Genomic DNA, 19403 nt, shown 5'->3' on the forward strand with positions numbered 1-19403 from the left:
AGGGCTGCGCTTTACCGCAGCCCGTCGAGATAAGACCAGATACGACTCACCACGACTGACCCTTCGCCTACGGCGCTGGCCACGCGTTTGACCGAGCCTGAGCGGACATCGCCTACTGCGAAGATACCGTCTGTCCCGGTCTCAAATGGGCTTTGCCTGCCCGCATCGGCTCCGGTGATGACGAACCCCTTTTCATCGGTATCGACGAGGCCACCCAGCCATTCGGTGTTGGGAGCAGCGCCGATCATGATGAAGAGCGCGCGGGTATCGATCTGACGTTCGCCCTCTGGCGATGTGAACGTCACACCTTCAAGCCAATCGCCCCCGTGCAGCGCAGTGACGGTGGTCTGATAGTGAATGGTCACCCGAGGGTCGGCTTCGAGGCGTTCGGAAAGATAACTCGACATGGAGGCTGCAAGGCTTCCAGAGCGCACCACCAGATGCACATGTGCAGCCGTGCGACTCAGATACATTGCTGCCTGCCCGGCCGAATTGCCACCACCGATTACCACTGCCTCGGTCTTAGAACAAAAGCGCGCCTCCATTTCTGTTGCTGAATAGAACACGCCTGCACCTTCGAGCTGTTCAAGTCGATCAAGCGGCAACCTGCGGTATTGGACCCCGGTGCTAACCAGGATCGACTTCGCGCAGATTTCATCTCCATCATCCAGCGTTGCGCAAAAGCCGCCATCCTCGCGTTGCGCAAGCCCGACGACACGGCGCGGCATCACAAAGCGTGTGCCGAATTTCATCGCCTGAATTTGCCCGCGCCATGTGAGATCTGTGCCGCTGATCCCTGTCGGAAAGCCCATGTAATTCTCGATCCGGCTAGATGTGCCCGCTTGTCCGCCGACCGCCGTGTCTTCGATCACCAGAGCATCAAGCCCCTCGCTGCCGGCATAGACTGCCGCTGCAACCCCTGCGGGCCCTCCTCCGACAATCAACAAGTCGAAATCGCGTTGGGCACAGATGTCGAGGTCCAGGCCCAAGAATTGCGCCACCTTGCGCGGAGTGGGATCTTCCAGCTTGGTGTCGGTCCCGACGATTACGCCCGGCTCGTGATCCAGAATATTGCAAGCCGCCAGCGTTTCGCTGTCACCATTTTCCATGTCATAGCTGGAGAACGGGATGCGGTTGCGTGACAGAAAGCGTTCCACCTCCTGCACCTTGGCATCGCGATCCGCGCCAATCACTTTGACCGATCCGTTTGAGAGCTCGAACTGCCTGCGTCGCCGAGCCGCGTAAACCGTCAAGATGTGATCGGAAAGCTCAGGAACACGGCTCATCAGCTCAAGCATTTCCTCGCGCGGTGCCTCGATTACTCGCGTATCGCAGGTCGCCCGCATCCTGAGGTAGTGTGTGCCTCGGTTGAGGAATGCGATCTCACCCATAAATTGGGTGGGGCCCAGCGATGCGTCCAGCAAACGTTTCCCCGTATACTGATCCACCACCTCAATCTCTCCGTCGAGGACATAGACGAATGTGTCCATCCGATCGCCAATATCGGCAACGATAGTTCCAGCCGGATAGGTTTTTTCTTCTCCGAACTCGCAGATCGCAGCGACATGAGAATCGGCGAGTGGCACTCTCCGCATCGTTTCAAGGTCATTACCCAAGTGTTCCATTGCGAGCGCCTCCTGATTGCTGTCGCGGAACTACATAGGAATTAGGTTTAGTAAAATCAGGGGTGAGGACGGTGACCGACAAAAAGAAACGCCGCCGAACCCTTGCATTGGTGCGGCGGCGCTTTGGATATTCTGCCTATCCCCCGCTGCCCCCGTGAACTGGCGCGGCATTGGGCGAATGGATTAGTCTTTAAGATGTGGAGGAACGATGCCGCCCGCTGCAGCCATTTGCTCGATCACCGCTTTGTGCAATGCAATGTTGTCTTCAGCGGTACCAGAGTAGTCATCATTCCCCAGTTCAATCGCGAGCGCTTTGCGATTTGCATAGCTCGGATCAATCCGAACCAGCTTCATCAGATCGACAATCGAAGTCTGCCAATTGAGATCGTCAGAACCCGGAATGGCCGCGATCCGGGTTTCTACCACATCGGTGGTGATGGCTGCGCGTTCCTTCTTGGCGGGCGCTGCTGCAGGAGCTGCCGCAGCTGTTTTGGTCTCTTCCTCTTCGTCAGAACCGAAAATCGCGTTAGAAATTGAACTGAAAATACCCATGAATCCCTCCTTGAACCTTGCGCATAGGAAGCTAGCCGTCCAATCCCTCCTTTGCCAGCGCAATTACAACATGTGACATAAGGGCGGATTTAGTCAGCGATGACCGATTTGGTGTTCTCGATAGTGATGCTCGCCGCGATCCTCTTGCTTGTCGGTGCCTTTCTGTATTGGCGACGGACGGGTGAGGTGAAGCAGCCTGCTCTCATGGTGATTTTGGCGCTTATTGCGATCAGCAATGTTCTCATCTGGACGATCCCTACGCCTGAAGGGACGGCGCCCGTCGACTTGGTTGAAGGGGCCGGAGCGGATTAGTACCCCGGCCGCCAACTTTGCGTCTTAGTCAGGGATGGTCCAGTTGACCGAGCTGGAGAAGGTTCCTGCTGTCGCTTCGCCATCTGAGCCCTTGGCGGGATTGAACACGGCTCGCTCTTGAATGAGGTTGCAGGTTGCACGGTCTAGCTCGGTATGACCGGTCGAGCCTGTGATGGTGCAGCTGCTCACTTTTCCTCTGGCGTCGACCTCCAGAGTGAACCGCGCCGTGCCGGTCAATTCGCGCCTGATCCAGCTGCTGCGATAATCGGAGGTCATGATCCAATTGCCAGGATTGCCTCGCGGGCTGGCTCTGACAGGGTCGAGCATCGGTTCGATCGGCGGAAGGACAAAGTCCGCGATCCCTGTGCCAAGAGTGGTTCCGGTGTCGATGCCATCGAAAGTGCCTATGGGCCCGCTTGACCCCAGCTCAAACTCCAAGTCACTTTCCGGTCGTGTACTGGTAAACTCCGGTTCACGCTTGCTCTGAGTATTCGCGGGGGAGGGGGGGAGATCCGACTCGACTATCTCTGGGGTAATGACGACATCAGGAATGTCGGTTGCTTCTGGATTTGGGACGGGTGGGACGATGACTTGTTTCACTGCGAGTCCCAATACGAGGATCGCACCGAAGGTTGCGGGGACGCCCATTGCGCCAAGTGCGGCGAGGGGGTTGGGGCGCCTTGCGGTGGTCGCGTAACTCATGAACTTTCTCCTCTCATGATTTGCGATGAGTGGAGGCTGATAGGAGTTATTGCGAGTGACAAGCAATAACGAGTTGCAAAGCGCGACCCATCGCACGATGCAACCCGTTGCAATCAAATACTAAATTGCGAATTGCCGGGTGGCCACGCAGACGTAAACCACCGAACTAACTCACTTAATCGGACAATCCGGCGACAGGCGGAAATTGAGATAATTGTCCACGCTGCCCATCATCTCTTCGATTTCATTCTCAAAGAAATGGTTTGCGCGTGGGATCTCATCGTGATGGATCGTGATGTGTTTTTGTGTGCGCAGTTTGTCGACGAGCTTTTGGACAGCGCTCGGCTGGACCACTGTGTCGGCCGCCCCTTGCACAAAGATGCCCGAGGCGGGGCATGGTGCAAGGAAGCTAAAGTCGTACATATTGGCCGGCGGCGCGACGGAGATAAACCCGCGCACTTCTGGGCGACGCATCAAAAGCTGCATGCCGATCAGAGCGCCGAAGGAATACCCCGCGACCCAGGTTTGCTGCGCCTCGGGATGGATCGATTGGACCCAATCAAGCGCGCTTGCCGCATCGGAAAGCTCGCCTATGCCATTATCGAACGACCCTTGGCTGCGGCCCACACCGCGAAAGTTGAAGCGCAGGGTTGCAAAGCCGCGATCGGTGAAGGTCTTGTAAAGCCGTTGAACAATCCGGTCATTCATCGTGCCGCCGCCTTCTGGGTGGGGATGAAGGATCATCGCGACAGGAGCACGGGGACGAGGTGGCGGCGAAAAACGCCCTTCGAGACGGCCCTCGGGGCCGGGAAAGATGACGGATGGCATCAAATACCCTTTATGAAATGAGTTGCGCTGTAGCACCGGCTGGTGCCAGCGGTTGTCGGCTCTATATAGGCACTTAACGCAATGTGCAAATTATTGAGAATTATTCGCAATAAGGGTGATGATTGACCAACCGAGTGTATCTTGATCACGCTGCGACATCGCCGCTTCGCCCCGAGGCGAGGGCAGCGATGGACGAGGGCCTTGCGCTATGGTCAAACCCTTCAAGCCCGCATGCTGAAGGGCGCAAGGCCAAGCAGATGCTCGAAGATGCGCGGGCTCGGATCAAAGCATCGCTCGACTGGGACGGTGAAGTGATCTTCACCAGTGGTGCAAGCGAGGCCCTATGGATCGCTCTCAATCGTGCAAAGGCCACGCGCCGAATTGTCAGCGCCGTAGAGCATGACGCAGTGTTTCGCGCGGCGCCTGATGCGAAGATATCCAAGGACGAAAGCGTGTTTGACACGGATACGCTCCTGGCGGTGCAGCATGTCAATTCCGAGGCCGGTGTCATCAACCCAGTCTCCGCAATGCGCGAGACGCTCAAATCAACAGGAGCGATTCTACTCTCAGACTGCGCGCAATCGGCGGGCAAGCTGACCCTGCCGGACGCGGACTTGCTGGTGGTTTCGGCTCACAAGCTGGGCGGTCCGATCGGGATTGGCGCGCTGCTGGTGCGTGATTTCAACCTGATCGAACCGATGGGAGGGCACGAGCGCGGATACCGCCAGGGGACCGAGAATATGCCAGCTGCGCTCGGCTTTGCGAGCGCGCTTGAGGCGGGTGAATGGACGACCACAGCGGAAGAGCGGGCAAACTTCGCCAAAGAATTGGGCGATGACCTTCTCACCTTTGGCGATCAGACCGATTACATCTTCGCGCTCGCCCACCCTTCGATCAGCGCGCAAGCTCTGTTGATCCGGCTCGATGGACAAGGGATTGCAGTCTCTGCCGGAAGCGCGTGTTCTTCGGGCACGCTCAAGAAGAGCCGGGTGCTTGATGCCTTTGGCGTGAGCGATGTGGTGGCAGCGCGCACAATCCGGGTTAGTCTTGGGTGGAATACGACCACGGCAGAACTCGACCGATTCTTGGAGGCATGGAAATCACTCGCCTGATTTGTCACTGCGAGGAGCCGCAGGCGACGCGGCAATCCAGCCTAGCAGGGTGCGGCGCTCTGGATTGCTTAGCTTTGCTCGCAATGACGCATATAATGGTAGTTCAATGATCTATCTCGATTACCAAGCTACTACACCGCTCGCCCCTGAAGCCCGTGAGGCGATGCTAAGGCACCTTGAGGGTCCAGATGGCACCGGCTTCGGCAATCCCCACAGCGCGCATAAACTCGGTCGACAGGCCGCGGCTGCAATTGAAGTCACGCGCGAGAAAGTCGCCGCGCTCTTCCCCCACGGCGGTCAGGTGATCTTCACCAGCGGGGCAACCGAAGCGCTCAACACGGTTTTGCGGGGCACGACCGGTGACGTACTGACCTTCGCAACCGAGCATTCTGCCGTGCGCGATGGGAAAGGGCCCGTGAACGCGGAAGGGCGCGACTTCGACATCTTGCCAGTGCAACATGATGGTATAGCGGACCTCGACGCACTGGATGCAGCCGTGAACACCAACACCAGGCTCATCGCTGCGATGGCGGTCAACAACGAAATCGGTGTCACCCATCCCTTGGGTGACATTGCCGCGATTGCCCGGCAGCATGATGCCCTGATGTTGGTGGATGGCGTGCAAGCTTTTGGACGGGTCAACCTGACTGATTGCCCGGCGGACTTCATCGCTATGTCTGCTCACAAGATCCACGGCCCGAAGGGGATAGGGGCCTTGTGGCTGCGCGAGGGGACAAGTGTCGATCCACTCACCTTCGGTGGCGGGCAGGAAGCCGGGCTTCGATCCGGCACATTGAGCCCTGCGCTTATCGCGGGACTGGGCGCGGCTGCAGCGCTTGCACAATCTCGGATGGAGGAGGACGCTGCGCATGTCGAAACGCTGTGGGCCCGCGCGTGCGAGCACTTCGATCACTGGACCCTTAACGGCAGCGCCGATGAGCGCTGGCACGGCAATATGAACATTCGCAAAGACGGGCTCGATGTCGCGCGCCTTATGTCGGACTGCCGCGACATTATGTTCTCCGCAGGAAGCGCATGTGCAAGCGGCACTGGACGCCCAAGCCATGTGCTTAAGGCCATCGGGCTCACTGATGTTCAGGCGAAAAGCTCGATCCGGCTGGGCTGGGGGCGTTACACCACGCTAGAAGACATCGACGAGGCTGCCAAGACGATCTTAGCTGCCGCAAAAGATCAAGAGCTTTGGGACTGATTTCATGACAATCAAAGTGACCTTTATCGATCCCAAAGGATCGCCTGTGGCATGTGAAGGCGAGGTGGGAGACAATTTGTTGAAGCTTGGTCAGGCTGCCGGGCTCCCGCTTGAAGGGACGTGCGAGGGGCAGATGGCGTGCTCCACTTGTCATGTGATTGTCGCGGCGCAATGGTTCGATAAACTCGGCGAGGCTTCCGAAGAGGAAGAGGACATGCTCGATTTTGCAGCTGGCGCTCGACGCACCTCGCGCCTGTCATGCCAGATTGACCTTACCCAAGAGATGGACGGTTTAACCGTCAGCGTTCCGGGCGAAAGCCACGATGCAAGAGGCCTGTAAGAAGCTCAGCTAAGGAGCCCAATGAGGGGCCGCGAGCTTCTGAAGACGGGAATTATAACGATCCTGTCTGAATAGGCGATTAAGCCAATCCTAAACAGTGGTAAAATTTCCCAATCCTTGTGTTTGGGCCCACTTCGCGTGTCTGGCTGATGTGTAAAAACCCCTAAATTCTGCCGTTTTTCGAGTTTGGCACGGTGTCTGCAAGGCAGTTGGCATACAGCGGAAACAACCCGCAAATGACCAAAGTAACCTTATCAGACCGGAGACCGAACCATGACCAACACACTGAACAACTTCGCCGCAGCTGCTTTCTCAATCATCGTTTCAACTAGCCTGCTTGCCTACGCAATCGTTCCGGCAAGCCCCACAATATTTGCTTAATCTCAAGTACCACAAACGCACTCACTTAAAGGAAATTCAAAATGACTATCGCTCAAAACAACCTTCTCGCCGCAGCCTTTTCAGTCGCAGTGACCGCAAGCCTGCTCGCCTACGCTATCCTTCCAGCAAGCCCCGCTGCTTTTGCCTAATTGCTGGTAAGATAAAGCTCTAAATCAAAGGCCCCTTACAATGACCATTGCCACTAATAACCTCCTCGCCGCTGCTTTCTCAGTTGTTATCTCGGCTAGCCTGTTTGCCTATGCCATCGTACCCGCCAGCCCACTTGGTTTCGCCTAATCGCTGACGGGTTCCGGAAGCCCCCGACCATAATGCCGGAGACCCAAAATGCCCCGAACCAATACCCTCTTCGCCGCCGCCCTTTCCGTCTTCTCAACCACCGCAGTCTTTGCCTCCGCGATAATCTTAGGGAACCCCGGCATCCTCGCTTGATCCGCTAAAGGCACACAACAGTCCCCTTAAGGGCGCATCGGCTCCTCTCCCCTATGGCCGATGCGCCCCTTTTTCTGGGGCTCGCGCATTGCTTCATTCATTCGAAAATTTGGATGTGACGCGGGAGAACTATCGCTGTTAATCGTCAGAGAGTTCCGCGCTGAGGTCATTCAACGCTTCATCCAGCTCGATACTTTGACGCACCTTCTCGATCACTCTCCAGGGAGCCATCGGGAGCAGTTGTTTCGCGCGTTCGCCGTCATTCGACAACAGCACAAAGGGTATATGCAAGTCGTGGAGATGCTGTGCGATTGCAGTGCTTGGACCGTCCAGCAATGTGAAGTTGAGGGTAGCGCAGTCCGGTCTGGCATCTGCGATCATCTCTTTCGCCTGGTCAGTAGATCGAGCGATGCCTGCCACGATGTGGCCTGCATCCTCCACGGTGTAGGAGATGTCTCGGGCGATCAGAACATCGTCTTCTATGATCAGAACTTTGAGCGCCATTCATAATACCTTCCTCGTGGCTGTGCCGCATTGGCCGGTCCGAAGCGCCAATTGCTCCAGCTCAGAGGTACCACCCTTTCGTTATTGAAAATTCCGCAATTCATTCAAATTTGTCGAAATCCTGTACATTTTTTTGCAACTCATATCAGTCTATCTATTCCTGTGGAAATGCCTCTCCCGCACCAAGCGATGGCTTGCTAAGCGGGATGCATGGCTGATCCCGCGACTACTGACGAAACAGATCCGTTCGATGCGATTGTCGATGCGCCTTTTGATGCGGCGTTGTCTGAACGTTATCTTGTGTATGCGCTCTCGACGATCACCGCGCGTTCGCTTCCTGACCTTCGCGATGGGTTAAAGCCGGTTCATCGGCGGCTGTTGTGGACGATGCGCCAGTTGAAGCTTTCGCCGGACAGCACCTATAAGAAATCTGCCCGCGTTGTAGGTGAGGTGATCGGTAAATATCACCCGCACGGCGATACAGCGGCCTACGACGCGATGGTTCGCCTCGCTCAGGATTTCTCACTCAGATACCCTCTCGTGCAAGGGCAAGGGAACTTCGGCAATATCGACGGCGATAATGCTGCGGCCTATCGCTATACCGAAGCCCGCCTGACCAAGACTGCGATCCAGCTGATGGAAGGGCTGGACGCAGGCACGGTTGACTTCATCCCGACATACAATGGCGAGGAAGAAGAGCCGGAATTGATGCCGGGGCTCTTCCCCAATCTCCTCGCCAATGGGGCCAGCGGGATTGCGGTGGGCATGGCGACCAATATCCCGTCGCACAATGCCGCCGAAGTGATTGATGCGACGCTTGAACTGATCGACAATCCGCATGTCGAGCATGAGCGCCTGATGGAGTTGATGCAGGGGCCAGATTTTGCAACCGGCGGCCAGCTGGTGGATAGCTCTAAGGTGATTTCAGAGGCTTATCGCACCGGCCGCGGGAGTTTCCGTTTGCGCGGTGTGTTTAACGCGCCAGAGGCCGAGAAGTCCGAGGATCAGGCGGCTGGGATCGAGCGCCTTGGCGGCGGGCAATGGCAATTGGTCATCACCGAAATCCCGTACCAAGTGCAGAAGGGCAAGCTGATCGAGCAGATCGCTCAGGCGATTGCGGATAAAAAGCTGCCCATTCTCGACGACGTTCGCGACGAGTCAGATGAGAGTATCCGGATCGTGCTGGTCCCGCGCTCGCGCAATGTGGACCCTGATTTGCTCAAAGAGAGCATCTTCAAGCTTACCGACATGGAGACCCGCTTTGGTCTCAATATGAATGTCCTGGATGCGACGCGCACACCCATGGTGATGGGGCTGAAGGAGCTACTCCAGAACTGGACTGCCGCGCAGATCGAGATCCTTCAACGCCGAACACAGCATCGCCTCGACCAGATTGCGCGGCGTTTGGAACTGGTCGAAGGCTACATCACAGCCTTCCTCAATCTTGACCGGGTGATCGAAATCATCCGTTACGAGGATGAGCCCAAGCAAGTGATGATGGCCGAGTTCAAGCTGACTGATCGCCAGGCCGAAGCTATCCTCAACATGCGCCTGCGGTCTTTGCGCAAGCTTGAGGAGATGGAACTGCGCACAGAGAAGGACACACTTCTCAAAGAGCAGGACGAGCTTAACAAGCTCCTTGAAAGCCCTGCACGCCAGCGCACGCGCCTTAAGAAAGACCTGCGCGCCATCCGCAAGGATTATGCCGAGGACACTGCCCTTGGCGCACGCCGCACACGGATCGAAGAGGCCGCGCCTGCGGTTGAATTCTCGATGGATGCGATGATCGAGAAAGAGCCTGTAACAGTGATCCTATCCCAGAAGGGGTGGATCAGAGGCGCGAAGGGTCACGTCGATCTGGACCAAGAGTTCAAATATAAAGAAGGCGACGCGCTTGCCTTCATCCTCCACGCGCAAACCACGGATAAGCTTCTGATTGCGGGGTCTGATGGCCGGTTCTACACCCTTGGGTGCGACAAGCTTCCTGGTGCGCGCGGCTTTGGTGAACCGGTTCGCAATATGATCGACCTTCCATCCGAATCCAGCATCGCTTCAATGTTGGTGCACAAGCCCGAAGGCCGGCTGCTGCTCGCATCCAGCATCGGTAAGGGCTTTATCGCAGAGACCAAAGAGCTGATTGCGGAGACTAAGAAGGGCAAGCAGGTGGTGAACCTTAAGGGCGACGCCAAATTGCAAGTGATCCGCGAGATTCCCGAAGGGCATGATCACGTTGCAGCGGTCGGTGAAAACCGCAAACTGATCGTCTTCAATATGGAAGAGATGCCCGTGATGGCACGCGGGCAAGGCGTAATGCTACAACGTTATCGTGATGGAGGTCTGTCCGATGCGACCACATTCACCCTTAACGAAGGGCTGAGCTGGCAAATGGGGGGGTCGGGAGAGCGCACGCGCACCGAGAGCGAGATTTGGCAGTGGAAGGTCGCGCGCGGTGCCGCTGGACGCATGCCTCCACAAGGGTTCCCCAAGAACAATCGGTTCTAGGGCGCTTTGTTCTGCGCGCGCCCATCCGGACGCGTTTCCTCGCTAGACGTCCTCCGCTTCGTTACGCTTCGACTCCACCCTTGCAACTCGCTCCGCGAGTTGATTGTCCCCAAACAAAAGCCGCGGCCATCATCCCCGATGGCCGCGGCTCTGAAGGAGGCCCCCGCTGGGAAGGCCCTTGCAGATTGTCAGCAATGCCTAGCCACCTTGGACGGCCGCCATGATGTCAGCGAGATTGGCGCGCGCGACCAGTTGATCCTCGGCATCGAGCGCGAAGAAACCGCGTGGTAGTGTCACAAGACCAACATCGTCATTGGTGACCACCACGTTGGCTGCATCAAGCTCGCTGATGGTGCCGAGTGGCATTGCATCGGCGGTAATGACAGCGGAGCCGACGGTCAAAGCAGCATTGAGTTTAGCGGCGGCTTCGGCTTCGGCAGCGGCTTGAGCTTCAGCCGCAGCTTCAGCCTGAGCCATCTGTTGGTCCATCAGGCCATTGACTTGAGCCTGCGTCGCGTTGATCGTCCATTTGCCTTCGCGCTCGGCGAGCAAGTTAAGCGGCAGCGGAGCCTTGTGCTTACCGGTGTCGATTGTGACGGTCGTGCCGTCATTGCTTTCCACAGTACCGACTGGAGCGTCATCATTACCGAAAACGGTCGCGCCAACGTCTTGTGCGTTTGCTGCGATTGGGGTTGCGGCGATAGCTGTGGCGAAGAGTGCCAGTTTTGCAAATTTCATTCTTCAGTTCACTCCAGTTAGTTCCAAAAATCGAGAGGCACCACGGCCGAAAGCGAGCGTGGCGCGGGCGCGGCGACAGAACTGCATTCTGGCACGCAGCCGTCTTGCAGGTCAGCAACCGTGGGAGCACACACTTTGAACGAATGTCCAAAATACGCGGTGGTCCCCGTAAGAGGTGAGGGCTCGTGTGGCAAGCCAGCGACCGAAGCCTATCCCTAATCCGCCGCTCGTGAAGCTCGCCTTAACGTAAACGTCAGCCTTCTTTGAGGACGCTGTCCAGGATTTGCGCAACCCTGCTGGCATCAGGAAAGCCCTCGGCTATCCAGGACTTCTCGACCGTTTGCAGGAACCGAGCAACCTGTGGTCCAGCGGCGACACCGCGTTCGACAATGTTTCCACCTTTGAGGGGAAAGATGGGCGGTTCCCAGCCCTCGAGTGGGCGTGCATCGTGTCCGAGCAAGAGCAGTCGGTCGACCGCGAACGGAACAGTAAGCTGATAGGCCAGAGCTTGGGGTGCGTCGGCGTCCGTTCCTTGCCTTTCTGCAGCTGAAACAAGCCGCGCGCGTTGAGCCTTGGACAGTCTCAAGCGCGCAGCGATGCCTTCGGCGACATCGGGAGACGGCGGCAGGAGCGCTGCCAGTCTGCGGATGGGATCAGGAGCAATGGACTGCTCAGCCTCACACTCGATGAGCTTGTGCAGGGCCCTCACATGAGGAGCGCATGACTCTGGCAGTATCACAGGCAGAACACCACGCTCGAACATGCGAGCGACTGTCTCGCCCGGATCGGGAAGGGTCAGAAGGCGCAAAAGCTCGTCCGCCACGCGTTCTCGGCTCAGGCCTTTGAGTGTGGCTGAAAGCTCCGCGCACGCCTCTTCTGCCACGGGATCGAGTTCAGCGCCGAAACGTGCTTGAAAGCGATAGTATCGCAGGATCCTGAGGTAATCTTCAGCGATCCTCGCGCGGGCATCGCCAATAAAACGCACTCGGCGTGCGGTAAGGTCATCTAGCCCGCCAAAATAGTCCGAAATCTCAAGTGTTTCCGGGTGGGCGTAAAGTGCATTGATGGTGAAGTCGCGTCTTGCCGCGTCCTCGTGCCATTCCTTTGCGAAGGCAACCGTCGCTCGTCTTCCATCGGTGGCGACATCGCGGCGCAAGGTAGTGACTTCAAACACTTCTTTCGTCCCATCACTCAACGAAACTATGGCGGTGTTGGTGCCGTGCTCGATTCCAGTGGGGACAATTGCGATGCCCGCCTTGTTGCACCGCTCAGCAACCTCATCAGGTTCAAGGGTGGTCGCGCAATCGATGTCTTTGACCGGAAGTCCGAGTAAGGTGTCACGGACAGCTCCTCCGACCCATCGCATATTGTCAGCGCCAAGCGCTGTCACCAGCGCCTCGGCCCCTTCGCCTTTCGGCCAGTCTGCGATTTGAAGTGTGTTCGGCATCAAATAACCCGCTCATCCTGAGCCTGTCGAAGGATTGCCCTTCTTTCCGGTATTTAGGCCTATAATGAAGTTCAGCCCTTCGACAAGCTCAGGGTAGCCGGGTCATAAAAGAGCTTTGACATCAATCCGCCGCCCCAGATTGGCAAGGATCGCGGCAGTCACGCCCCAAATGCGAAAACCCTCATAATCCAATTCCAGATAGCGGCGCATCTGGCCCTTCCAGAAAACCTCTTGGGAGGTCCAGCTTGACCGTTCCAGAAGCAGAGAGAGCGGTGCTTCGAACCATGCTTCCACTTCGGTGGGGTTGGGGGTGAGGGGCAGATCAGGCGGCACCACACCCAGAACCGGGGTGACATGAAACCCTGTGCCGGTGGTGTAGAGATCGCTTGTTCCGATGACGCGGACTGCATCGCGGGGCAGGGCGAGTTCTTCCTCCGCCTCGCGCAGGGCAGTGGTGATCGCGTCTTCGCCCTCATCGCATTTCCCACCTGGAAAGGCGACTTGCCCTGGGTGATCGCGCATGTCGCTCGGGCGCTGGGTGAGGAGAACACCTGGTTCAGGGCGGTCGGTCACAGCTATCAGGACGGCTGCCGGAGTTTCCCGCCCGTCTTCGGTCAGATTCGGGTCGGTCAGCTGGTCCGTCAGGTTCTTCGCATGGCCCTCTTGATAAAGGTCGCTGAGTTTCTCGAACAAGGGCATCAAATTTCAGCTCTTCAAGGAAAACAGCGCGCCCTGGCTGGAGACGATCCAATCATCGCCGCCAGTTTCAAGCGCGATTTCAGCCAGTTGCGTATAAGTTGAGCGGTTCAGCCGTGCTTCGAGCCCACGCCGCACATGAAGGTAAATCGCTGGCGTTTCGGGATCGCCCGCCACGCGCAGCTGATTATCAGGCCCTGCTACGACCAAATCATCGGTGTTGAGACGAAATGCAAGATCGCCATGCTTGGAAACGCAATCGACCGCAATGAAGGCTGCGTCTTCGACCTCGATGGTCAGTTTTTCAAACGGCGTAACCAGATGGTGCTGACCCTTGTCATCGCGGGTGAGCAGACCGGAAAATGCGCGCACCATTGCGGGCCGTCGAATGGGGTCACCCTCGTGATACCAACTGCCGTCGGCCGCGATCCGCATAAAGCTATCGCCCTGCTTTTGCGGGTCCCAGTTCTCAACCGGAGGAAGCTTTCGTTGTTCCACCTGATCAGCGATTTCGGAGAGGCTGAGTTCAGCCAGATAGGGAGGAGGCTCGTAGGGCATAGTCGCAGGAGGCGATGGCAGAACGTGAGGGCGTAGGAAAGAGCCTTTCCGATTCTATGGGAGCATTACGCCGTCCATGGCCCCAACATTCCCTCTGCGGGCATCTGAGAAAGCGCAGCACCGCGCGCGAGCAGCCGCCGCGCTTCATAAGAGCCGGGGCAGCCCCAGCCACCGGTCATGCGGGCACTAAAGCCCCAGCGTCCATAGTAATCCTCATCCCCGATCAGCACCTGCGGGAAGACGGGCGATCCTTCGCTTGCCATGCGCGCTTCGGCATCGAGCATCGCCATCATCAGGCCAACGCCAAACCCTTCGCCCTGCCGCTCAGGAATGACGGCGACAGGGCCGACCATCACCAATGGGACGCGCGCGCCGCCCTTGGTTAGGAGGCTGACCGGATAACACTGGATCGTGCCCACCAGCATTTCGTCGGCATCAAGCGCCGCAAAACTCAGCGCTTCAAGCCATTCCATCCCTTCGCGAATTCGGTAAGCGGTGCGCGTGTGGCGATCCTCACCAAAGACACGATCGAGCACTTCCTCGATCATGGCAGGCGGAACCGCTCCCAAAGGGACTAGAGTGGCTGCATCAGACATAGATGCGGGCGGCTAGGCGCTTTGCGCCGCCTTGCCAAGCCTACATCGAAAGACGCATCACATCGCCTTCGTCAGTGGCGATCCAAATGCTGCCGTCATCGGCAATGTCGAGCGAGCGTACGCGGCCTTCAATCGGATAGCGTGCAGCCTCTTTCGCGGTCTCACCATCGATCTCGACACGGACAACCGCTTTGCTGGAAAGGCCCGCGATCAACGCGTCACCCTGCCAATCGGCGAACATCTCACCCTTGTAGAATTGCATGTCGCCCGGTGCGATTACGGGGGTCCACCATATAGCGGGCTTTTCAAAGCCATCATCGGCGCTGTGGTCGGTGATTGGGTCGCCATTGTAATGCTCACCATATGAGCGGGTGGGCCAGCCGTAATTGGCTTCACGCTTCACAAGGTTGAGTTCATCACCGCCCGCAGGGCCATGCTCAACATCCCACAAACGGTTTTCTGCATCCCAGTCCATGCCAAGAATGTTGCGGTGACCCCATGACCAGATTTCACTGATCGGTCGAGATTCGCCTTCCCAAGGATTGCCTTCGGCTGGAGTTCCATCAAGGTTCAGACGCAGGATCTTCCCGAGCGCACTGCCGCGATCTTGCGCCGGATCAAGCTTCTGTCGATCGCCGCTTGCAACGAACATATATTGTTCGTCTGGTGAGAAGCTGATGCGGTGTGAATAGTGCCCGCGACCCGTGACCTTTGGCCATTGCCGCCAGATAACTTCCAGACCTTCGACTGCGCAATTGTCCATGGTGGGGCAGGCAAGGGTGCCTTTGCCAACCACCGCGCCGCGGGTATCTGCTTTGCCGAATTCGGCCCAGCTTAGATAGATCGTGCGGCCATCGACACTGTCCGAAGTTTCGCTTGGCAGGAAAGCGACATCGCCAAAGCCGCCTTGGCCGCCGAAGGCGACCTCAGGCGCGCCTGCGACAGTCGCCGTGGCTCCGGTTGCGGTGTCCATGACCTTGAGTACGCCCTCTTTTTCGGTGATGAAAAGCATGTTTGTACCCGGCGCGAATTCAATCGCCCAAGGTCGCTCAAACTCGCCCATCTCGGCGATGGTCATTTCACCTGAAGAGGCCTCAGCCGCCGCGCTTTCCCCATCTTCTGCATTGGCGCAGCTTGCGAGTGCGAGCATGGGGAGTGAGGATAGGACTGTCATTTTCGAAAGAGTGTTCATGGCCCAAGAAACTCCTGATCTCAAAATTGGTGCCCAACCTATCGTAATCGGGGTCGATGAGGCGGGGCGGGGACCTTTGGCCGGACCAGTGGTGGCCGCCGCAGTCGTTCTGGGAGAGCAGATACCGGCGGGTGTCGCAGATTCCAAGAAGTTATCGGCCAAACGTCGGGCTGCTCTCGACAAGGAACTGCGCAGCGGCTGCCAATGGGCGGTTGCGGTAGTGGAGCCGAGCGAGATCGATACGCTCAATATTTTTCAGGCGACCATGGAAGCGATGACTCGCTGTGTGAACGACTTGGCCGCGCAGTTTGACAGTTCGCCCGAGATTGTCTTGATCGATGGCAATCAAACGCCAGAGCGTCGATGCGCCGATTGGTGTTGGCCCGCACGCGCCATTGTTGGTGGGGATGGGATAGAACCAGCGATCAGCGCCGCCTCGATTATTGCCAAGGAATGGCGCGACAGGTTGATGGTCGAAGCAGCCGAAGCGCACCCGCAGTACGGCTGGAAGCGCAATAAGGGCTATGGCACGAAAGAGCATATGGAGGCCCTTCGCAAACACGGACCAACGCCCCTCCATCGTCAGAGTTTTGCCCCGGTCGCCCAAGCGCGCTTGCTTTAGCGGCTCAAGGCTTTACGCGCGTACGCCATGTTAAATGCGATCCTTTTGAGCCTCGCTGGCCTTGTGGGCTTGGCTGTGGGCGGAGAACTCCTGGTGCGCGGTGCGGTCGGCATTGCGCAAAAGCTTGGCGTATCAACGCTTTTTACCGGGCTGGTGATCGTCGGATTTGCGACCTCCATGCCAGAAATGGTGGCAAGCGTTCAGGCCAGCCTTGCCGGGTCCCCAGAGATTGCCTGGGGAAATATCGTCGGGTCCAACCTTGCGAATACGCTCCTGATCCTTGGGGTGTCAGCCTTGGTTGCTCCAATCGTGCTGACTGGAACCGGCCGACGCGATGCCGTGGTTGCTTTGGCGGCGACGCTGCTCCTGTGGGGGCTTGTGCTGTCAGGCTACGGTGCGCGGTGGATCGGCTTTGCGCTGCTGTTTGGCATCATCGCCTATATCGTGTGGCGCTATCGTCACCCTGGGGCCGCCGCTGCTGAGGAACAGGATGAAGAGGGGCCACAAAACGGCGTGATTGCGGGACTGCTGTTTGTCGCAGGGCTGGGCATACTCGTGCTAGGCGGAAATGCATTGGTGACCGGCGCAATTGATCTTGCGACGATCTTTAAGGTTCCTGAGACAGTCATTGGCCTGACGGTGGTCGCTGTTGGCACCAGTCTGCCCGAACTTGCCGCCTCGATCGCCGCGGCCTTGCGCGGCAAATCGGCGTTGGCGCTCGGTAATGTCGTGGGCTCGAACATTTACAACATTCTGCTGATTGGCGGAGCGACGATGAGCATCGCGCCGGTTGCGCTTCCGGCAGAGCTTGCCGGTCTGCAAATGGCGCTCCTCACCGCCAGCGCCGCCGCGCTTCTGGCGCTTTTGTGGTTTGCCAAGAGCATTGGGCGGACGCTGGGCGCGGTATTGCTCGCTGCCTTTATCGCGAATGTCGTTCTGGTGTTTGCCTAGGGTCAGGAGCCCTAAGCCCTAGCGCTGCTTATCCCTTTTAGGTTTGCCCTTATTGGGGTTGCTTTTTTTGCTCTTGAATGGGCCCTTTTTCTTATTATCCGACTTTGGCTTGCCCGAGTTCGGACCTCCGAATGGTTTCCCACTTTTCGGCTTGCCCTCTGATCGTTCACCGCGTTCAGAAACAGAGCGTTGTTTGCCCTCGTGACTCTTTTCACCTTCCCACTTGCCGCCTTCACGTTTCCCACCATGTCCTTTCCGGAAAGGCTTGGCGTGGACCCTCGGACCACCGTTCTTGCGGTTCTGACGCGCTTCCATGCGCGGGCCTTCAGCCGATTCCTCGATAGAGATCGCGTCCTGCTGATCTTCGCTATCGGCTGTGCGCTCAATCGTTGCGGAGAACTTGGCCGCAATCGCGCGCGGTATTTGGAACCAGCTTTCCTCTTGTCCCAGGCGGATAGCGCCAATCTCATTGCGCGTAATATGCCCGCGTCGGCAGATGAGCGGGAGCAGCCAACGGGGTTCTGCATTCTGCCTTCGGCCAATACCCATCTTGAACCACACAACATCTTCAAAGCCAGGACGGTGACGCTCGGTCTTCGCTTTCTGACGCGCTTCGGGTGTATTGGCGAGCAGCTCTTCGGGGGCTGGAAGTTTGGCCCGGTGGACCGCAACAAGAGCCGCAGCGATGTCCTCGGCGGGCAAACGCTCCATCAATTCCTTTGCAATGGCGCGATCGTCGTCCTCATGCTCAACCTGTTTTGTGAGCGTTTCCATCAACCGCGCGTGATCCTTCTTGCGGATTGCCTCTGGCGTGGGCGCATCAAGCCATTTCGCTTCAATCTTTGCGCCACGCAGCATGCTCTCAACGCGCCTGCGCCGGTTGTAAGGAACGATGATCGCCGCCGTGCCCTTTTTGCCCGCGCGCCCCGTTCGGCCAGAGCGGTGCTGCAAAGTCTCCGCATCGCGCGGCGTCTCTACATGGATCACGAGGCTCAGGGTCGGCAGGTCGATCCCGCGCGCTGCCACATCGGTTGCCACACACACGCGCGCACGCCGATCCCGCATCGCCTGAAGCGCCTGATTGCGTTCGGATTGCGAGTGCTCGCCAGACAAAGCGACCACGCCAAATCCACGGTTTTGCAGGGTGGCGTGCAGCCTCCGAACGCTTTCGCGCGTTGCGCAGAAACAAATCGCCGATTGCGCTTCGTGAAACCGAAGGAGGTTGACCACCGCGTTTTCAATCTCCGATGGGCCAACGGTGATCGCTTCATAACTGATATCGCCATGCCCACGCTCTTGTCCTTTCAGGGTGAGGCGCAAGGCATCAGATTGGTAGCGCTCGGCCAACCGCTGGATCGCGCGCGGCATTGTCGCCGAGAATAGCAGCGTCCTCCGCGTTTCGGGTGTTGCGTCAAGGATTTCCTCAAGATCATCGCGAAAGCCCATGTCGAGCATCTCGTCCGCCTCATCGAGCACCAGCCCGACAAGATCAGAAAGATCGAGGGACCCACGCTCAATATGATCGCGCAATCGACCCGGCGTGCCCACGACAATCGCAGGGCCAGAACGCAGCGCGCGCCGCTCCTTGCTGGCATCCATGCCGCCGACGCACGTGGCGATGCGAAGCCCGGCTTTTCCGTAAAGCCAGCCCAATTCGCGGCTAACCTGAAGCGCAAGCTCGCGCGTGGGCGCAATCACCAAAGCTAACGGGCGCTCGATCAACGGCACGCTGCTGAGATTGGCGAGCAATTGATCCGCCAGCGCAATACCGAAGGCAACCGTCTTGCCTGAACCCGTCTGCGCAGAGACGATCAAATCGCGGCCCTCTGCCTCAGGGGCAATGACAGCGGCTTGGACCGATGTCGGTTCGCTATAACCACGTTCGGCCAAGGCTTCGCCCAAAACGGGCGGGAGATTTTCAAAAGACATAGAGTTTCGCTTGAATGAAAGCGCGAAAGGTTCGCGGGCAGTGAAGAGGGCATGAGATAGGCGCACCCTATGCACCGTGTTCACGCGGGCAGCGACAGGTTCCAGTCGCGCACTTGGGGGAGCCTATAGCGGCAAGATTACGCTTTGGCTTGTTCT

The 19403-nt window shown here is 57.9% G+C and carries 22 protein-coding genes; 10 read left to right on the plus strand and 12 right to left on the minus strand.

What is annotated here, in order from left to right:
• Positions 1 to 11 precede the first annotated feature (11 nt).
• Together Q0778_RS14890 and Q0778_RS14895 are read right to left on the minus strand one after the other, a co-directional pair.
• Positions 12 to 1625: a cyclic nucleotide-binding domain-containing thioredoxin-disulfide reductase gene (locus Q0778_RS14890; protein ID WP_298337144.1), complete on the minus strand. Its 1614-nt coding sequence runs from the start codon at positions 1623 to 1625 to the stop codon at positions 12 to 14.
• A gap of 183 nt (positions 1626 to 1808) precedes the next feature.
• Positions 1809 to 2177 carry a DUF3597 domain-containing protein gene (locus Q0778_RS14895; RefSeq protein WP_298301959.1) on the minus strand — a complete coding sequence of 123 codons (369 nt, stop codon included), beginning with the start codon at positions 2175 to 2177 and terminating at the stop codon, positions 1809 to 1811.
• Between the two features lie 99 nt (positions 2178 to 2276).
• On the opposite strand from Q0778_RS14895, the gene Q0778_RS14900 reads away from it, so the two are divergent.
• The gene (locus Q0778_RS14900) at positions 2277 to 2489 is read left to right on the plus strand and encodes a hypothetical protein (RefSeq protein ID WP_298337146.1); all 213 of its coding nucleotides are present in this window, start codon (positions 2277 to 2279) and stop codon (positions 2487 to 2489) included.
• Positions 2490 to 2513: 24 nt separating this feature from the next.
• On the opposite strand, the gene Q0778_RS14905 is transcribed toward Q0778_RS14900, so the two are convergent.
• Both Q0778_RS14905 and Q0778_RS14910 read right to left on the minus strand, forming a co-directional pair.
• The gene (locus Q0778_RS14905; protein WP_298337148.1) at positions 2514 to 3191 is read right to left on the minus strand and encodes a TonB family protein; all 678 of its coding nucleotides are present in this window, start codon (positions 3189 to 3191) and stop codon (positions 2514 to 2516) included.
• A 171-nt stretch (positions 3192 to 3362) separates the two neighbouring features.
• Entirely contained in the window at positions 3363 to 4019 is a 657-nt protein-coding gene (locus Q0778_RS14910; RefSeq protein ID WP_034959385.1) for an alpha/beta hydrolase, read from the minus strand.
• A 122-nt stretch (positions 4020 to 4141) separates the two neighbouring features.
• Between Q0778_RS14910 and Q0778_RS14915 the strand changes: the two genes are divergently transcribed.
• The 6 genes from Q0778_RS14915 (at position 4142) to Q0778_RS14940 (ending at position 7359) form a co-directional block, all read left to right on the plus strand.
• Positions 4142 to 5131 (plus strand): aminotransferase class V-fold PLP-dependent enzyme, encoded by a 990-nt coding sequence (locus Q0778_RS14915; RefSeq protein WP_298337151.1) that lies wholly within the window; start codon positions 4142 to 4144, stop codon positions 5129 to 5131.
• A gap of 106 nt (positions 5132 to 5237) precedes the next feature.
• Complete coding sequence (locus Q0778_RS14920) at positions 5238 to 6341, plus strand: cysteine desulfurase family protein (RefSeq protein ID WP_298337153.1); 1104 nt, start codon at positions 5238 to 5240, stop codon at positions 6339 to 6341.
• A 4-nt stretch (positions 6342 to 6345) separates the two neighbouring features.
• Positions 6346 to 6681 (plus strand): 2Fe-2S iron-sulfur cluster-binding protein, encoded by a 336-nt coding sequence (locus Q0778_RS14925; RefSeq protein ID WP_298301971.1) that lies wholly within the window; start codon positions 6346 to 6348, stop codon positions 6679 to 6681.
• Between the two features lie 273 nt (positions 6682 to 6954).
• Complete coding sequence (locus tag Q0778_RS14930; protein ID WP_298337155.1) at positions 6955 to 7062, plus strand: enoyl-CoA hydratase; 108 nt, start codon at positions 6955 to 6957, stop codon at positions 7060 to 7062.
• 41 nt (positions 7063 to 7103) lie between these two features.
• Positions 7104 to 7211 (plus strand): enoyl-CoA hydratase, encoded by a 108-nt coding sequence (locus Q0778_RS14935; protein ID WP_298301973.1) that lies wholly within the window; start codon positions 7104 to 7106, stop codon positions 7209 to 7211.
• Between the two features lie 40 nt (positions 7212 to 7251).
• Positions 7252 to 7359, plus strand: a complete 108-nt coding sequence (locus tag Q0778_RS14940; protein ID WP_298301975.1) for an enoyl-CoA hydratase — start codon at positions 7252 to 7254, stop codon at positions 7357 to 7359.
• Positions 7360 to 7650: 291 nt separating this feature from the next.
• Here Q0778_RS14940 and Q0778_RS14945 read toward each other — a convergent pair whose 3' ends face one another.
• Positions 7651 to 8016, minus strand: a complete 366-nt coding sequence (locus Q0778_RS14945; RefSeq protein WP_298301977.1) for a hypothetical protein — start codon at positions 8014 to 8016, stop codon at positions 7651 to 7653.
• Positions 8017 to 8226: 210 nt separating this feature from the next.
• On the opposite strand from Q0778_RS14945, the gene parC reads away from it, so the two are divergent.
• Positions 8227 to 10518 carry a DNA topoisomerase IV subunit A gene (gene parC, locus Q0778_RS14950; protein ID WP_298301980.1) on the plus strand — a complete coding sequence of 764 codons (2292 nt, stop codon included), beginning with the start codon at positions 8227 to 8229 and terminating at the stop codon, positions 10516 to 10518.
• Between the two features lie 198 nt (positions 10519 to 10716).
• On the opposite strand, the gene Q0778_RS14955 is transcribed toward parC, so the two are convergent.
• The 6 genes from Q0778_RS14955 to Q0778_RS14980 all read right to left on the minus strand — a co-directional run bounded on the left by Q0778_RS14955 (position 10717) and on the right by Q0778_RS14980 (position 15745).
• The gene (locus Q0778_RS14955; RefSeq protein WP_298301982.1) at positions 10717 to 11256 is read right to left on the minus strand and encodes a hypothetical protein; all 540 of its coding nucleotides are present in this window, start codon (positions 11254 to 11256) and stop codon (positions 10717 to 10719) included.
• Positions 11257 to 11509: 253 nt separating this feature from the next.
• The gene (locus tag Q0778_RS14960; protein WP_298301984.1) at positions 11510 to 12703 is read right to left on the minus strand and encodes a CCA tRNA nucleotidyltransferase; all 1194 of its coding nucleotides are present in this window, start codon (positions 12701 to 12703) and stop codon (positions 11510 to 11512) included.
• Positions 12704 to 12805: 102 nt separating this feature from the next.
• The gene (locus tag Q0778_RS14965) at positions 12806 to 13402 is read right to left on the minus strand and encodes a CoA pyrophosphatase (RefSeq protein WP_298301986.1); all 597 of its coding nucleotides are present in this window, start codon (positions 13400 to 13402) and stop codon (positions 12806 to 12808) included.
• A 6-nt stretch (positions 13403 to 13408) separates the two neighbouring features.
• Positions 13409 to 13957 (minus strand): DUF1285 domain-containing protein, encoded by a 549-nt coding sequence (locus Q0778_RS14970; protein ID WP_298337157.1) that lies wholly within the window; start codon positions 13955 to 13957, stop codon positions 13409 to 13411.
• Between the two features lie 65 nt (positions 13958 to 14022).
• Positions 14023 to 14553 carry an N-acetyltransferase gene (locus Q0778_RS14975; RefSeq protein WP_298301990.1) on the minus strand — a complete coding sequence of 177 codons (531 nt, stop codon included), beginning with the start codon at positions 14551 to 14553 and terminating at the stop codon, positions 14023 to 14025.
• Positions 14554 to 14593: 40 nt separating this feature from the next.
• The gene (locus tag Q0778_RS14980; RefSeq protein WP_298337159.1) at positions 14594 to 15745 is read right to left on the minus strand and encodes a PQQ-dependent sugar dehydrogenase; all 1152 of its coding nucleotides are present in this window, start codon (positions 15743 to 15745) and stop codon (positions 14594 to 14596) included.
• Here Q0778_RS14980 and Q0778_RS14985 point away from each other — a divergent pair.
• Together Q0778_RS14985 and Q0778_RS14990 are read left to right on the plus strand one after the other, a co-directional pair.
• Positions 15744 to 16367 (plus strand): ribonuclease HII, encoded by a 624-nt coding sequence (locus Q0778_RS14985; RefSeq protein WP_298301994.1) that lies wholly within the window; start codon positions 15744 to 15746, stop codon positions 16365 to 16367. The genes Q0778_RS14980 and Q0778_RS14985 overlap by 2 nt on opposite strands.
• A gap of 27 nt (positions 16368 to 16394) precedes the next feature.
• Entirely contained in the window at positions 16395 to 17318 is a 924-nt protein-coding gene (locus Q0778_RS14990; RefSeq protein ID WP_298301996.1) for a calcium/sodium antiporter, read from the plus strand.
• 18 nt (positions 17319 to 17336) lie between these two features.
• On the opposite strand, the gene Q0778_RS14995 is transcribed toward Q0778_RS14990, so the two are convergent.
• Positions 17337 to 19247 carry a DEAD/DEAH box helicase gene (locus Q0778_RS14995; protein WP_298301998.1) on the minus strand — a complete coding sequence of 637 codons (1911 nt, stop codon included), beginning with the start codon at positions 19245 to 19247 and terminating at the stop codon, positions 17337 to 17339.
• Positions 19248 to 19403 lie beyond the last annotated feature (156 nt).

The organism is uncultured Erythrobacter sp. (genome assembly GCF_947502395.1).
Lineage (GTDB): Bacteria > Pseudomonadota > Alphaproteobacteria > Sphingomonadales > Sphingomonadaceae > Erythrobacter.